Source organism: Janthinobacterium sp. J1-1 (assembly GCF_030944405.1).
Taxonomy (GTDB): Bacteria; Pseudomonadota; Gammaproteobacteria; order Burkholderiales; family Burkholderiaceae_D; genus Janthinobacterium.
The window spans coordinates 210,383-225,210 of record NZ_CP132339.1; the positions used below are offsets into that span (position 1 = coordinate 210,383).

The 14,828-nt window shown below is 63.6% G+C and carries 18 protein-coding genes; 10 read left to right on the top strand and 8 right to left on the bottom strand.

The window, feature by feature from the left end; translation table 11 throughout:
- Positions 1-31: 31 nt before the first annotated feature.
- From Q8L25_RS00905 to Q8L25_RS00935, 7 genes are all read left to right on the top strand, one after another.
- A complete protein-coding gene (locus Q8L25_RS00905) occupies positions 32-1,360 on the top strand; it encodes a penicillin-binding protein activator (protein ID WP_308923125.1) in 1,329 nt (442 codons plus the stop codon).
- An 11-nt stretch (positions 1,361-1,371) separates the two neighbouring features.
- Positions 1,372-1,722, top strand: a complete 351-nt coding sequence (locus tag Q8L25_RS00910; RefSeq protein WP_308923126.1) for a YraN family protein — start codon at positions 1,372-1,374, stop codon at positions 1,720-1,722.
- A 57-nt stretch (positions 1,723-1,779) separates the two neighbouring features.
- On the top strand, positions 1,780-2,376 hold the full coding sequence (locus tag Q8L25_RS00915; protein ID WP_065306202.1) for a phosphoheptose isomerase: 597 nt from the start codon (positions 1,780-1,782) through the stop codon (positions 2,374-2,376).
- Positions 2,369-3,043: a BON domain-containing protein gene (locus tag Q8L25_RS00920; protein WP_308923127.1), complete on the top strand. Its 675-nt coding sequence runs from the start codon at positions 2,369-2,371 to the stop codon at positions 3,041-3,043. The genes Q8L25_RS00915 and Q8L25_RS00920 overlap by 8 nt, the downstream gene beginning before the upstream one ends.
- Positions 3,044-3,127: 84 nt before the next feature.
- A complete protein-coding gene (locus tag Q8L25_RS00925; protein WP_308923128.1) occupies positions 3,128-3,643 on the top strand; it encodes a TlpA disulfide reductase family protein in 516 nt (171 codons plus the stop codon).
- A 95-nt stretch (positions 3,644-3,738) separates the two neighbouring features.
- Entirely contained in the window at positions 3,739-4,329 is a 591-nt protein-coding gene (locus Q8L25_RS00930) for a sigma-70 family RNA polymerase sigma factor (protein ID WP_308923129.1), read from the top strand.
- Positions 4,326-5,027, top strand: coding sequence for an anti-sigma factor domain-containing protein (locus Q8L25_RS00935; protein ID WP_308923130.1), 702 nt, complete (start codon positions 4,326-4,328; stop codon positions 5,025-5,027). The genes Q8L25_RS00930 and Q8L25_RS00935 overlap by 4 nt, the downstream gene beginning before the upstream one ends.
- 2 nt (positions 5,028-5,029) lie before the next feature.
- On the opposite strand, the gene Q8L25_RS00940 is transcribed toward Q8L25_RS00935, so the two are convergent.
- Positions 5,030-5,452, bottom strand: a complete 423-nt coding sequence (locus Q8L25_RS00940) for a PaaI family thioesterase (protein WP_308923131.1) — start codon at positions 5,450-5,452, stop codon at positions 5,030-5,032.
- 141 nt (positions 5,453-5,593) lie between these two features.
- On the opposite strand from Q8L25_RS00940, the gene Q8L25_RS00945 reads away from it, so the two are divergent.
- Positions 5,594-5,938, top strand: a complete 345-nt coding sequence (locus tag Q8L25_RS00945) for a hypothetical protein (protein WP_308923132.1) — start codon at positions 5,594-5,596, stop codon at positions 5,936-5,938.
- A gap of 90 nt (positions 5,939-6,028) precedes the next feature.
- The gene (locus tag Q8L25_RS00950) at positions 6,029-8,164 is read left to right on the top strand and encodes a TonB-dependent receptor domain-containing protein (protein ID WP_308923133.1); all 2,136 of its coding nucleotides are present in this window, start codon (positions 6,029-6,031) and stop codon (positions 8,162-8,164) included.
- Between the two features lie 201 nt (positions 8,165-8,365).
- Here the strand turns inward: Q8L25_RS00950 and Q8L25_RS00955 are convergent, their stop codons facing one another.
- The 6 genes from Q8L25_RS00955 to Q8L25_RS00980 form a co-directional block, all read right to left on the bottom strand.
- The gene (locus Q8L25_RS00955; protein ID WP_308923134.1) at positions 8,366-9,028 is read right to left on the bottom strand and encodes a uracil-DNA glycosylase; all 663 of its coding nucleotides are present in this window, start codon (positions 9,026-9,028) and stop codon (positions 8,366-8,368) included.
- 89 nt (positions 9,029-9,117) lie between these two features.
- Positions 9,118-9,423 carry a Txe/YoeB family addiction module toxin gene (locus Q8L25_RS00960; protein ID WP_308923135.1) on the bottom strand — a complete coding sequence of 102 codons (306 nt, stop codon included), beginning with the start codon at positions 9,421-9,423 and terminating at the stop codon, positions 9,118-9,120.
- Entirely contained in the window at positions 9,404-9,673 is a 270-nt protein-coding gene (locus Q8L25_RS00965; protein ID WP_308923136.1) for a type II toxin-antitoxin system prevent-host-death family antitoxin, read from the bottom strand. Before Q8L25_RS00965 ends, Q8L25_RS00960 begins: the two co-directional genes overlap by 20 nt.
- 148 nt (positions 9,674-9,821) lie before the next feature.
- Positions 9,822-10,838: a lipoyl synthase gene (gene lipA, locus Q8L25_RS00970; RefSeq protein WP_308923137.1), complete on the bottom strand. Its 1,017-nt coding sequence runs from the start codon at positions 10,836-10,838 to the stop codon at positions 9,822-9,824.
- Positions 10,839-10,875: 37 nt separating this feature from the next.
- Positions 10,876-11,574: a lipoyl(octanoyl) transferase LipB gene (gene lipB / locus Q8L25_RS00975; protein WP_308923138.1), complete on the bottom strand. Its 699-nt coding sequence runs from the start codon at positions 11,572-11,574 to the stop codon at positions 10,876-10,878.
- Between the two features lie 90 nt (positions 11,575-11,664).
- Positions 11,665-13,116, bottom strand: a complete 1,452-nt coding sequence (locus Q8L25_RS00980; protein ID WP_308923139.1) for a PLP-dependent aminotransferase family protein — start codon at positions 13,114-13,116, stop codon at positions 11,665-11,667.
- A gap of 127 nt (positions 13,117-13,243) precedes the next feature.
- On the opposite strand from Q8L25_RS00980, the gene Q8L25_RS00985 reads away from it, so the two are divergent.
- Positions 13,244-14,449: a multidrug effflux MFS transporter gene (locus tag Q8L25_RS00985; protein ID WP_308923140.1), complete on the top strand. Its 1,206-nt coding sequence runs from the start codon at positions 13,244-13,246 to the stop codon at positions 14,447-14,449.
- Here Q8L25_RS00985 and Q8L25_RS00990 read toward each other — a convergent pair.
- Positions 14,433-14,708, bottom strand: a complete 276-nt coding sequence (locus Q8L25_RS00990) for a DUF493 family protein (protein ID WP_065306217.1) — start codon at positions 14,706-14,708, stop codon at positions 14,433-14,435. The genes Q8L25_RS00985 and Q8L25_RS00990 overlap by 17 nt on opposite strands.
- Positions 14,709-14,828: the final 120 nt, after the last annotated feature.

Sequence of the window (14,828 nt, forward strand, 5' to 3'; positions counted from 1 at the left end):
GAAGTTACTGCTTGTTTGTGCCGCGACCGGCATGCTGAGCGCTTGCAGCACGCCTTGCGACGCGCCCGGGCAATTGTGCGCGCCTATTGAATCAAACACAAGGGCGCTGCTGCCGCCACCGCCGCCACCTGTCCCCGCGCCGCTGCCCAAGCCGGCCGCACCGGAACCGGTGACCTTTGCCGTGGCCGTGCCCGACATTACCTCGTATGACGACAGCGGCAAGGCCAACGTGGCGCCCATGACCGGCACGCCGGCCACGGGCACCGCGCAGGACATGCCGGCCGCCACGGCGCCGGCGCCGTCCGACGGCAAGATCCACCATATCGGCCTGTTGCTGCCGCTGCGCTCGGCTTCGCTGGGTCCGGCGGCCAGCCTGTTGCGGGCCGGCTTCATGGCCGCCTACGAGCGCGACCGCAGCGGCTTCGAAGTGGCCGTGATCGATACGGGCGACGGCAGCGCCGATGTACTGGACAAGTTTGCGCAGGCCCAGCAGGAGCAGGATATCGTGGTCGGCCCCTTGTCGCGTTCGGCCGTCACGGCGGTCGCCAACAGCGACCTGGTGAAAAAGCCGACCATCGCCTTGAACCACCCCGACAACCGCGGCGAAGCGCGCCTGCCGGCCAGGCTGCTGGTGATGGGCCTGTCGATCGAAGCGGAAGCGCGGCAGGTGGCCGCCTGGGCCGCCAGCGAACAGCCGCGCGCCAATGCCTTGATTTTGTCGGCCAATTCGGCCTCGCAGCGCCGTACCAGTACCGCCTTCAAGCAGGAATGGCTGCGCCAGGGCGGCAGCGCCGACCAGGTCGACCTGACGGCCACCAACGGTTACCTCGGTGACGCCGAGCTGGTACAGCTGCGCGCCCGCCTGTCAAGCAATCCACCGGCCCTGATCTTTGCCGCGCTGGACGCCGACCAGGCGCGCCAGCTGCGCGTGGCGATCGGTCCCGACCTGCCGCTGTACGGCACCTCGTCGCTGAACCCGGGCCTCGGCCGCGGCGCCAGCGGCCCGGAACTGGACGGTGCGCGCCTGCTCGACCTGCCATGGCAGGTGCAGCGCGATCATCCGCAAGTGATGGTGTATCCGCAGCCGCCGCAGCCCGCCGACGGCCGCCTGACGGCCGACATGGAGCGCCTGTATGCGCTGGGCATCGACGCCTTCCGCGTGGCGCGCGAAGTGGCGCTGCGCCCCGAGGCGCCATTCACGCTCGATGGCGTGACGGGCCGCCTGGCCGTGCGTTATGACGGCGGGCAGGCGCGCTTCGAGCGCACCGAGCAGGCCGCCACCTATCAGCAGGGCGTGGTCGGTACCTGGCCACCGAAGCCGGTCGCCGAGCAAGCGCCGGTGTTGCCGGCGGCGCAGTAAGGAAAGCACCCATGCCGCCGCCAGACAAGCGGGAACTGGGGCGGCTGGCGGAAGACGATGCGCTGGCGTATCTGCTGCTGCAGGGACTCAAGCTGATAGAACGCAATTTCCTGTGCAAGGGCGGCGAACTGGACTTGATCATGCGCGACGGCAAAAGCGTCGTCTTCATCGAAGTGCGCCAGCGCAGCGGCAGTGCTTTCGGCGGCGCCCTGGCCAGCATCACGCCGGCCAAGCAGCGGCGCATGACGCGTGCCGCGCAAACCTGGCTATTGAGCCAGAAGAACTTGCCGCCATGCCGTTTCGACGCCGTCGTCATCGATGGCGGACGCATGGAATGGCTGAAGAACATTCTCGATATGTAAGCATTTTTAACAGCGCTTGTTCGCCTTGCCGCGCGCCTGCACTATAATCGGCAGACTATGAATAATCAACGCATCCTCTCGCACTTCCACGAAAGTGCCGAACTCAAGATCCAGGCCGCTACGGTGCTGGCGCCCGCGATTGCCCAGGCGATCGAGCTGATGTTTGCCGCGCTGTCGAACGGTAACAAGATCCTGGCCTGCGGCAATGGCGGTTCCGCCGCCGACTGCCAGCATTTTGCCGCCGAGCTGGTCGGCCGCTTCGAACGCGAACGCTTTCCGCTGCCGGCGCTGGCATTGACCACCGACACGTCGATCATGACGGCGGTGGCCAACGATTACAGCTACCGCGAAATTTTCTCGAAGCAGGTACAGGCCTTCGGCCAGGCCGGCGACATCCTGCTGGCCATTTCCACGTCGGGCAATTCCGGCAACGTGATGGCGGCGGTGGAAGCGGCGCTGGAGCGCGAAATGCGCGTGGTGGCGCTGACGGGCAAGGACGGTGGCGCGATCGGCAAGCTGCTGACCGATGCCGACGTGCATATCTGCGTGCCGGCCGAACGCACGGCGCGCATCCAGGAAGTTCATCTGACAACCATACACTGCATTTGCGACGGCATCGACGTCGCACTATTCGGAGGAGACGTGAATGACTAAATTCGGTACTGGCCCAGGCTGGAAACGCGTACAACGCCCATTGGCGACCGCTCTGTTGTGCGGCGCCATGCTTACCTCGCTGACCGGCTGTATCGAATTGATGGTCGGTGGCGCGGTGATGAGCGGCGTGGCCGCGGCGGACCGCCGTACCCTGGGCGCCCAGACCGAAGACAAGGCGATCGCCGTGAAGGGCGAATCGCGCGTGCCGGCCGTCACCGGTGACGCCGGCCATGTGAATGTCACCAGTTTCAACCGCCGCGTGCTGCTGACGGGCGAAGTGCGCGACGAAGCGATGAAAAACGCCGTCGAACGCGAAGTGCGCAATATCGCCGGCGTGGAATCGGTGGCCAACGAGCTGATCATCGCTGGCCCGGCCAGCTATACCTCGCGCTCGAACGATGCGCTGATCACCACCAAGGTAAAAGCCAGCCTGGTCGACATGAAAACCATCTCGGCCGCCTCGTTCAAAGTCGTCACCGAAAACGGCACCGTCTTCCTGATGGGCCGCGTGACCCAGCGCGAAGGCACGGTGGCGGCCGACGTGGCGCGCGGCGTGGGCGGCGTGCAGAAAGTGGTCAAGCTGTTCGACTACATCTCGGAAGCGGAACTGAAGCAATTCCAGGCCGATCCGGCGCCGGCGCGCGTCAACAACCCGGTCGGGCAGTAAAACCCCTAGGCCTTCCGGCCTACGGCGCGAACACAACGATGGGGCTATAATGGCCCCATCGTTACGTATCTGGTGTGTAAAACTATGTCAACATCGACTTCCAAATCCTGGCTCAAGCCTGTCCTGATCGCCGTACTGGTGGCGGGCGTGGCGGCGGCAGGCTATCTGTCGCTGAACAACAAGCAAAGCGCACCGGACGTGACCTTCCACGCCATCGACGGCGAAAAGATCTCGTCAAGCAGCCTGCGCGGCAAGGTGGTGCTGGTCAATTTCTGGGCCACCTCCTGCACCACCTGCGTGGCGGAAATGCCGGAAATGGTCGAAACTTACAACAAATACAAGGCGCAGGGCCTGGAGTTTGTCGCGGTCGCCATGCAATACGACCCGGCCAACTACGTGCTGAACTTTGCCCAGACGCGCCAGCTGCCGTTCAAGGTGGCGCTCGACGTGACGGGCGAGGCCGCCAAGGCGTATGGCGACGTGGCGATGACGCCGACCACCTTCGTGCTCGACAAGCAGGGCAAGATCCTCAAGCGCTACGTGGGCAAGCCCGAATTTGCCGAACTGCACAAGCTGCTGGAAACGGCCATCGCGGGATAAATACCCGCACACAACACATAACGTTGTTGCAAATGATTGCCTGCTTGATATAACCTTCCATTTCGTGAATCCCGTTCACCTTGTGAAGGTTAGCCGTGTCTCCTGACGCCCCATCGCTCGACCCGCAACAACTGAAAGCCTGGCTGCTCGCGGCCGGCAACAAGGACGCCAAGGCGTTCCGTCAACTATATAACGCCACATCATCGAAACTGTTTGGCTTCGCGCTGCGTATATTGCATAAGCAAGAGCTCGCTGAAGAAGCCTTGCAAGAGGGTTTCGTCGCCATCTGGAACAACGCCGCCACGTATCAAAGCCACTTGGCGGCGCCGATGACCTGGATGGCCACCATCGTGCGCAACAAGGCGTTCGATGTGCTGCGGCGCAGCGACGACACAGTTGAAATCGATGCCGAACAGTTTGATAGCGAAGTCATGAACGCACTACGAGATCCCCAGGCCACGCCGATAGAGTCGCTGCAGATGAGTGGCGACGCCAAGGCGCTGGCGTTTTGCATGTCGGCCCTGGAAGGGCTGCACCGCCAGGTGGTCGCGCTGGCGTATTACCATGACCTGTCGCACAGCGAAGTGGCGCAGCAGATGTCGCTGCCGATCGGCACCGTCAAGACCTGGATACGGCGCAGCCTGGAACGGCTGCGTACCTGCCTGGCCAAACGGGAGGCACCATGAATATCCGCGGCAATGATCCGCTGCGCCAGAAGCTGGCGTCCGAATACGTGCTGGGCACCTTGAAGGGGGGCGCGCGGCGCCGTTTCGAAGGCTGGCTCTACAACGACGCCGACCTGCGCAATATCACGGCCGAATGGCGCCAGCGCCTGGAACCGATGGCCGAGTTCGCCACCCCGGTGGCGCCGCCCAAGCGCGTCTGGCAGCAGATCGAGCAGCGGCTGCACCTGGCGCAGGCGAAGCATGGCGGCTGGACACTGTGGCGCGAGTCGGTCTCGTTCTGGCGTTCGCTGGGCCTGGCCTCAAGCGCGATTGCCGCGCTGCTGGTGATCGTCATGTCGACGCAATTGATGAACACGCCGCAGATCAGCCATGTGGCGACCCTGATGGACGAGAAATCGCAGACGGCCTTGCTGCTGACGGCCGACAGCCGCCACGACACGCTGGAAGTGCGCATGGTGGGCAATGCCCCGGTGCCGAGTGACAAGGATCTGGAACTGTGGGCCGTGCCGAAAAGCGGCAACCCGCGCTCGCTGGGCCTGCTGGCCGACAAGGGCAGCGTAAAGCTGGCCTTGTCCGACCGCGCGATCGGCAACGATGTGGCCCTGCTGGCCGTGACCCTGGAGCCGCGCGGCGGCTCGCCCGATCCGAATGGACCGACCGGGCCGATCTTGTATAAAGGTAATTGGGTAAGGTTGTAGCCTTATTTCGGATACAGAATCATCTGCGTGCAGCGAAACAGGGCCAGGGTCTTGCCGGTTTCCTTGCTTTTCACCACGGCGTCCCACACTTGCGTGTTGCGGCCCTTGTGCTCGACTTTCGCCGTGCAGACGATGGTGCCGTCGCGGGCCGTGCCCAGGTGGTTCGATTTCAGTTCGATGGTGGTGAAGTTGTTGGCGCCTTCGGGCAGGTTGGCGATGCAGCCATAGCCTGAAGCCGTGTCCGCCAGGGTCACCACGCTGCCGGCGTGCAGATAGCCGTTCGGCGCCAGCAAATGCGGCTGCACTGGCAGTTCGGCCGTCACCTGGCCGTCGCCGACGGAGGTGATGACAATGCCCAGGTGGCCGGGCAGGCGGCCGATGCCGCGCTGGTTCAATACTTCCAAGGTGATCTCGGGATTGCTCATGGTTATCTTTCTTATAGGGTCAGAAACACTATGATGATAGCAACTTTCCCTTGCAACGGTATGTTGTGCCACTGCTTCATAAAGCAAATCAATTGCAACAGACGCTGACAACGATACCGTTTTCTTGCTACCATGCGCCACATGTCCACCCGCCAACCACCTTGCAAGCCAGCTTATCAAGCGGCGTCCGCCTTCGCGCGCACGCCGTGGCAGCTGTGCGTGGCCCTGTTCAGTGCGCTGGCCCTGGTGTTCCTGCTGTCGACCGCCGCCTCGCATCTGCACAAGACCAGCCTGGACGCGGAAGAGTGCACGCTGTGCGCCACCGCCATCGACAAGGTGGCCGACCTTGCCGTGCCGCCGGCCCTCGTCGAGCCGCCGGCGCAATTGCTGCCGTATCGCTTGCTGGCCCTGCTGCCGGCGCTGCCCGCTCCCATTATCACCCTGCTGTTGCCGCCCGTGCGCGGCCCCCCGTCGACCTCGCTGTAGTTCCCACGCTTTTACTTTTTTTCAGGCTGCCTTGCCGCGTCCACCGGGACCGCGCCATGCCGCCTGGCGTACACTATTTTGAGGTTCACCATGCAACACACTCCACGCCTGAGCGCGCTGTCGCTCGCCATTGCCAGCCTGTTTGCCGTTTCCGCCCATGCCGATGAGGCAGCGCCGCAGGAGATGCAGACCGTCGAAGTCACCTCGGCCCACCTGCGCAGCGCGCGCATCGAGCTGTCGCCGAAAGTGGGCACCACCATCTACAGCATCGACAGCCATATGGTCGACATGCTGGCCCAGGGCGACAACACGCCGTTCAATGAAGTGCTGCTGCGCCTGCCGGGCGTGTCGCAGGATTCGAAAGGCTCGGGCGCCCTGCACGTGCGTGACGACCATGCGAACGTGCAATACCGCATCAATGGCGTGCAGCTGCCGGAAAGCATCAGCGGCTTCGGCCAGTCGATCGACACGCGGCTGATCGACAAGACCGATTTCATCACGGGCGCCTTGCCGGCCCAGTTCGGCCTGCGCACGGCCGGCATCGTCGATATCGAAACCAAGGAAGGCGGGCTGACACCAGGCGGACGGATCGGCATCCTGGTGGGCAGCCACAACCATATCGAACCGAGCGCCGAGTTTTTCGGCAGCGTCGGCAAGTTCAATTACTATTTGTCCGGCAGCTACCTGGGCAACTCGCTGGGCGTGGAAAACCCACAGGACACGCGCAATGCGCTGCACGACAAGACGCGCCAGAACAAATCGTTCGGCAATCTGTCGTATTTCCTTGATGACAATACCCGCCTGGGCGCCATGTTCGGCACTTATAACGGCCGCTTCCAGATCCCGAACAATCCGGACCAGGCGCCCGGTTTCACCCTGGCCGGCCGCAGCGACGCGCAGGCTGGCACCTCGACCCTGCCATCGTCGCAGCTCGATGAAAACCAGCGCGAAGTGAACCGCTTCGTGGTGCTGTCGCTGCAAAAAAGCCTGGGCGACCTCAACTACCAAGTCTCCGCCTTCCACCAGTATTCGCAATTGCACTTCACGCCCGATTCGATTGGCGACCTGATCTACAACGGCGTGGCTTCGGATTCACGCCGTTCGAACAGCGCTTCCGGTGCCCAGTTTGACATCAGCTACAAAGTGCACCAGGACCACACCTTGCGCGCCGGCCTGGCCTACACGCGCCAGAAAACGGCCAGCGACAATACGGTGGGTGTATTCCCGGCCGATGACAACGGACAGACCTCCACCACACCGGTCACCATCGTCGACAACAGCGGCAAGACCGGTACCCTGTCCAGCTTTTACCTGCAGGATGAATGGCATATCAGCAAACCGCTGACCCTGAACTACGGCGCGCGCTTCGACAAGGTTTCGGCCTATACCAGCGAACAGCAATGGAGTCCGCGCGTCAACCTGGCCTACCAGCTGGCGCCAGGCACGGCCTTGCACGCCGGCTACTCGCGCTACTTCACGCCGCCACCGCAGGAACTGGCCGCGCAGGGCAGCATCGACCTGTATGCGAACACGACGAATGCGCCGGAAATCGCCACCTCGGACAACGTCAAGGCCGAGCGTACCCACTATTACGATATCGGCATCAGCCACCAGGTCAACTCGAAACTGACCTTGACGGCCGACGCCTACTACAAGAAGATCAGCAACCTGCTCGACGAAGGCCAGTTCGGCCAGGCGCTGATCCTCACGCCGTTCAACTACGCCGAAGGGTATGCCAAGGGCCTGGAATTGTCGGCCATCTACAGCGAGAAAGACTGGGGCCTGTTCCTGAACGCCAGCACGCAAAAGGCGCAGGGCCGCAATATCAATTCCGGCCAGGCCCTGTTCGGCGCCGATGAGGTGGCGTATATCAAGAACAACTATGTCTTCCTCGACCACGACCAGACCTACACCATGTCCGGTGGCGGCCATTATCACTTCGGCGATTCGCAAGTAAGCGCTGACTTCCTGTACGGCAGCGGCCTGCGCATGACACCGGACGGCGGCGCACCGAATTCCGGCCACCTGCCGCATTACTTCACGGTCAATACCGCGCTGACGCACACCTGGAAAAACACGCCGCTGGGCAAGGTGGAAGGCCGCCTGGCGCTGATCAACCTGTTCGACAAATCGTATCTGCTGCGCGATGGTTCCGGCGTCGGCGTCGGCGCGCCGCAATATGGCGCACGCCGCAGCTTGTACGCTGGCCTGTCGACCAGTTTCTAACACCAGACCAAACCTACTGCGCGGCGCGATTTGCGGCCTCCGATGCTCACTACCTCGGCGGCCCCGTGCATTCGCACAGCTCCGCTTCTCAGCCACAACTCGCTGCCGCTCGCTACGGTTTTGTCCGGCGTTATGTTCTAAAGAGTTACGTGCGAAGACAGCGGCCGGGAGCAACGCCTGCCGCTGTCGGTTGCCGTGGCTTCAGCCCCAGATGATCGGCTGCTGGCCGTTTTCCTGCAAATAGGCATTGGCCTGGCTGAACGGCTTGCTGCCGAAAAAACCCCGGTGCGCGGACAGCGGCGACGGGTGCGGCGAAGTCAATACCTTGTGCTTGCCTTCGTCGATCAGCGCGCGCTTGGCGATCGCATACGCTCCCCACAAAATGAAGACGACGCCTTCGCGCTCCTGCGACAGATGGCGGATCGCGCTGTCGGTCAGCTTTTCCCAGCCCTTGCCCGCGTGCGAACCGGCCGCGCCCGAGCGCACCGTCAACACGCTGTTGAGCAAAAACACGCCTTGCCCGGCCCAGTCGGTCAAGTCCGTGCTGGTGCGCGCGACGCCGATATCGCTTTTCAATTCCTTGAAGATATTTTGCAAGCTGGGCTGAGAGCGGGTGCCCTCGGGAATCGAAAAGCACAAGCCCATGGCCGCGCCCGGCGTGTGATACGGGTCCTGTCCCAGGATCACCACCTTGACCTGCTCGAACGGCGCCAGGTCGAATGCCCGGAAGATCGCTTTACCGGCCGGGAAGCACGGTCCCGCCGCATATTCTTCCTTGACGAACGCCGCCAGAGTGGCCCACCAGGGCTGCTCGAATTCGGCCTGCAGCCGCTGCTTCCAGGATTCCTCGATACGTACTTCCATGCTTTACCTCATTAATATGTTGAAGAACATCATGGGCAAAGTATAACGGCGGCAAGACCGGGCGGCGTTACCGTTGCCAATGGCAACACTTACTTTTCGTCATAGTGATAGCGGCAGGCAGCGACATAGATGCAGCCACCATCGGGCAAATACACCAGCCGATGCTGACGGTCGATGCGGCGCGACCAGAAGCCGGTCAGGTCGCCTTTCAAGGGTTCCGGTTTGCCGATGCCCTTGAACGGATCGGCCAGGCAGCCATCGATCAGTTCATTGATGCGCTGGACGATTTTCGGATCGGCGCCTTGCCAGTACAGATAATCTTCCCAGCCATGATCGGACCAGGCCAGTACGGCATTGCCGCCTTGCTGCTTGTTCTCAGCCTTCTTGTTTTTCATGGCGCAGCAATTCACGGGCCTTGGCTTTGCCAGCCTTGATCTGCGCCACCGACGCCATCAGGCGGCTGGCGTTCTTGGCAGTCCCCAGCAGGTACAACGTTTCTTCCATGCTGTTGTAGTCGGCCAGGGACAACATCACCACATGCTCGCCATTGACCCGCGTGATCACGGTCGGCTGATGGTCATTGCAAACGTCGTCCATCACGCTTTTCAAGCCCGCGCGCGCTTCGCTGAAAGTGAGAATATTCATGTTGAATCGTTGCCTCCGTGGTTATGCCTGAGCGACAATCGCCCATCACTCTTGAAATAATTGTACAGGATCTTGTACTTTACTTCAAAGAGGCGTAAAAAAGCCGCCCGGCTTGCGCGGGGCGGCTCGATCTGGTTGTTGCCGGTGCTTAGTTATTCAGCGCCGACTCCACCCCAGCCATATGCGCCTGCTCATCCGCGTGGTACGAGCTGCGCACCATGGCGCCGATGGCGGCGTGGGTGAAGCCCATCTTGTAGGCTTCTTCTTCGAACATCTTGAACACGTCCGGGTGCACGTAGCGGCGTACCGGCAGGTGGCTGTTCGATGGCGCCAGGTATTGGCCGATGGTCAGCATGTCGATGTCGTGCTCGCGCATGTCGCGCATGACTTGCAGGATTTCCTCGTCCGTCTCGCCCAGGCCGACCATGATGCCGGACTTGGTTTTCACGTCCGGGTACATGGCCTTGAAGTCCTTCAGCAGTTTCAGCGAATGCATGTAGTCCGAACCGGGGCGCGCTTCCTTGTACAGGCGCGGCGCGGTTTCCAGATTGTGGTTCATCACGTCCGGCAAGCCATCCTTGAACAGGTTCAGGGCTTTTTCCAGGCGGCCGCGGAAGTCGGGCACCAGTACTTCGATGCGGGTGTTGGGCGACAGGGCGCGCGTTTGCTGGATGCACTCGACGAAGTGGCCGGCGCCGCCGTCGCGCAGGTCGTCGCGGTCGACCGAGGTGATCACGACGTAGTTCAGGCGCAGCTTGGCGATGGTTTTCGACAGGTTGGCCGGCTCTTCCTTGTCCAGCGGATCAGGGCGGCCGTGGCCGACGTCGCAGAACGGGCAGCGGCGCGTGCACTTGTCGCCCATGATCATGAAGGTGGCGGTGCCCTTGCCGAAGCATTCGCCGATATTCGGGCAGCTGGCTTCTTCGCACACGGTCACCAGCTTGTTTTCGCGCAGGATGTCCTTGATTTCATAGAAGCGGGTCGAGGCGGAAGCGGCCTTGACGCGGATCCAGTCCGGCTTTTTCAGGCGCTCGACTTGCTCGATCGGAATGATCTTGATCGGGATGCGCGAGGTCTTGCTGGCGCCTTTTTGCTTTTCGCTCGGGTTGTAGACGGGAGCGGCGGTGGCTACGGGGGCGGTGCTGGAAATGGTCTCAGAAGTCATGGCTGCGAGCCCTTGGGGGGCATGTTGGTTTGTTTGCTCAGGCATCCGCTGCCTGAGGCGCGCCTGCGGCGCTCTGCTGTACATCGAGTAATTCGGTCAGTTCACGGGCCAGCGCGTGCTGCACGCCGGCCAGCGGGGCGTCCACGCCCATGCTGCGCATGTCGACCGTTTTCAGCCCGGAATAGCCGCAAGGGTTAATCCAGGAAAACGGCGCCAGGTCCATCGCCACATTGAGCGACACGCCATGGTAGGTGCAGCCGTTGCCGCGCACTTTCAAGCCCAGCGCAGCGATCTTCGCACCCTTGTCGGGTCCACCGGCGATATAGATGCCGGGCGCGCCATCGATGCGCTCGCCTGCAAGATTATACGCCGCCAGCACATTGATGATGGCCTGCTCGATTTTATGCACGAACTGGCGCGCATACAGCTTGCCGCCCGGCTTGTTGCGGCGCAGGTCCATCAGCAAATAAATCACCACCTGGCCGGGGCCGTGGAAAGTCACTTCGCCGCCGCGGTCGGTCTGCACCACCGGAATCGCCTCGGCGCCGGCCAGCAAATGGCCACGGTCGGCCGCCAAGCCCAATGTAAATACGGGCGGGTGCTCGACGATCCACAGTTCGTCGCGCGTTTCCGTCGTGCGCGCGTCGGTGAACGCGCGCATGGCGGCAAAGGTCGGCTCGTAATCGACGCGGCCCAGCTCGCGGATCAGGGCCGCTTCGGTTCGGGTGGTGGTCATGACAGATTCTGTGGTCGGCTGCCGGCGCGGGTGGACGCTGCGGCGAAGCCGTGATTATACCGCCACCGGGGGGCGAGGGCGGGCCATGGCTCAGATCTGCAACAACAACTGCGCCAATTGCGGCGCCGCCAGCCGGATCTGCGCGCCGCTCAGGGCCGTGTAGCCGACCAGCACGGCCGGCGGCAAACGCGCCTGCTGGCAAAATTCGCCCAGCCCCTGCAGCGCCAGCCCTGCCTGCGCGGCGCGCGCGCAGAAGGCCGCTTCATCGCTGCCGGGCTGCAGCCACAGCACGAAATGAAAACCGGCTTGCTGGCCGGAGATGCTGTAGCGGCCGGGCGCCAGTTGTTCCAGGCAGGCCAGCAGCACGTCGCGCCGCTCCTTGTAGGCCAGGCGCGCCTGGCGCAGATGGCGCACGAAGGCGCTTTCCTCCATCCAGGCGGCCAGCGCCAGCTGGTCGGTCATGCCCACCGAGCGGCCCGTCAGCTGCAAGGTGCGCAGCAGCAGCGGACGCAAGCCGGGCGGCAGCACCATGAAACCCAGGCGCAGCCCGGCGAACAGGGTCTTGTTGAAGCTGCCGCAATAGATCACGCGCTGGTACTGGTCCAGCGATTTGAGGGCCGCCAGCGGCGCGCTGTGGTAATTGAATTCGCTGTCGTAGTCGTCTTCCACCACCCAGGCGCCATGATTGCTGGCCCAGTCGAGCAGCGCCAGGCGGCGCGTGACGGACATGGTCACGCCCAGCGGCGACTGGTGTGCCGGCGTGACATATACCAGGCTGGCGTCGGCATGCGCCTGCAGGGCGGCGCAATCGATGCCTTCGGCGTCGACGGCAATATCGACGGGAGCGGCGCCGGCCAGGGTGAACAGGGTGCGCGCGGCCGGGTAGCCGGGGTCTTCCAGGCAGACCTTGTCGCCCGGACGCACGGTGGCGCGCGCGATCAGGTCGAGCGCATGGCGGATGCCGGTGGTGATCACGATATCCTGCGGGTCGCAGCGGATGCCGCGGTACTTGGCCAGGTAGTCGGCCAGTTGCCGGCGCAACTCGGACGCGCCGGCCGGGTCGGCGCTGCACAGTTGACCCGGCGTGGCGGCGGCCAGCGCCCTGGCCGCGCAGCGCGACCAGGAGGCGGTCGAAAACAGGGCCGCGTCGGCGCGCCGGGCCACGAAGGGCAGGCCGTCCCGCACGCCGGTGTCCAGCGCGGGCGCAGGGGCGACGGCTTGAGTGCCGGGCAGATCGAAGCCCGCCATCAGGAAGCGTTCCGGCACCACCGCGCACACGCGCGTGCCGGAACCGGGCACGCGCGTCACATAGGCTTCCGCATGCAGGCGGTCGAACACGGTTTCGATGGTGCCGCGCGACAGTTCCCAGCACGCGGCCAGGACCCGGCTGGACGGCAGGCGGCTGCCGGCCGGCAAGACCTTGCCGAGGATGGCTGCGCGCAGCGCTTCATACGCGCCATCCTGCTTGCTGATGCCCGGATTGTCGAGCCAGCTGGTAGGGCGTGGCAACTCCAGGGCTAGCGGTAATTTTCCTCGCGGCATAGGTAACTGTCCAAGTGGTCCAATGATTTTTCGTGTTAATGGCTCTTCGCATTACACCACAACCATTTTACTCTCACCGTTCTGGTGCGCCAGCCCTGGCGCATCACTTTTTTGTATTGTGGACAACATGAAAAAACCGCCGCCGCCCTGGGCCTGGAGCGCCATCCTGCTGCTGCTGGTCTGCCTGCCGCGCCTGAGCATCGATTTGTACCTGCCGTCGCTGCCGGCGATGGCCGATGCGCTGCACGCCAGTGATGGACAATTGCAACTGACCCTGAGCGTGTTCATGGCCGGCTCGGCCGCCTCGATGCTGGTCTGCGGGCCGCTGGCCGACCGCTACGGACGCCGTCCGGTGCTGCTGGCCGGCACGCTGATCTACGTGCTGGCCAGCCTGGTGTGCGCCTGCGCCGGCAATGCGCCGGTGCTGATTTGTGCGCGCCTGCTGCAGGCCTTTGGCGGCTGCAGCGGCACCATGCTGGGTCGGGTGATGGTGCGCGACCGCTTTGATCGCGCCACGCAGGCGCGCCTGCTGGGCCGCATCTCGATGGGCATGGGCCTGTCGCCCATCGTCGCGCCGCTGGCCGGCAGCGTGCTCGATGCGGCCTTCGGCTGGCGCGCCGTGTTTGGCGTGCTGTGCGCGCTGGGCTTGCTGTCGCTGTGGATGACCTTGTGGTACGTGCCGGAAACCCGGCCGGCCAGGGTGGAATCGAAGGAAAGCGTGCTGGCGCTATACCGCCGCCTGCTGGGCGACGCCTACTTTCTGCGCTATGCGCTGGCGATCGGTTTTGTGTATTGCACTTATTTTCCGTTTATCGCGGAATCGTCGGTGCTGCTGCAAAGGGGCATGCATTTGTCCCCTGGCGCCTATGCGCTGGTGTTTGCGCTGACGGTCAGCGGCTACATGCTGGGGTCGACGCTGTTTCAGCGCTGGGGAGCGCAACAGGGAGCGGACCGCATGCTGGGCCTGGCCGCCGGGCTGAACCTGGCGGGCGCGGCCAGCCTGCTGGCGGCCGGCAGCCTGGCGCCGCAGCACCTGGCCTCGCTGGTGGCGCCGATGCTGCTGGTGATGGTGTCGGTCGGCATGGCGATTCCGGCCTGCCAGCTGGCGGTGCTGCAGCCGTATGGCGCGCAGGCGGGCAGCGCCACCGGCCTGTTCTTTTTTATCCAGATGGTGATCACGGCCGCCTGCGGCGCGCTGGTCGCGGCCATCTCGGACGGCAGCGCGCGGCCTATGGTGTGGGTCACGGCCGGCGCCAGCGCCGCGTTTGTGCTGGTCGTATCAACCACCAGGCGCCGCGCGGCGGCACATACCGCAGTTACATCACGATCTTGACCATCGGGTGCGCCGACAGCGCGTTGTACAGGGCGTCGAGCTGTTCGCGGCTGACGGCGCGCACGGTCACGGTCAGGCCCGTGTAATTGCCCTTGCCCGACGGACGCACTTCCAGCCGGCCTTCGTGGAAGGTCGGATCATGGCTGATCACCAGCGCGGTGATGGTGGGCGCGAAATCGACATGCGTCGGGCCCATGATCTTGATGGGGAAGTCGCTCGGATACTCGATCAGCGATTCGCTGGGAGGGATGGTTTGCATGGTGGTTCCAATCAGAAGCGGTCAGGGCGGACGTGTCGCGCCCGCATAAGCCTGTATTGTAGCGAAATTCGACAGCGGGCGAAGCGGCCGCCGGCGGCGCGCCGGACGGGCAAAAAAAAG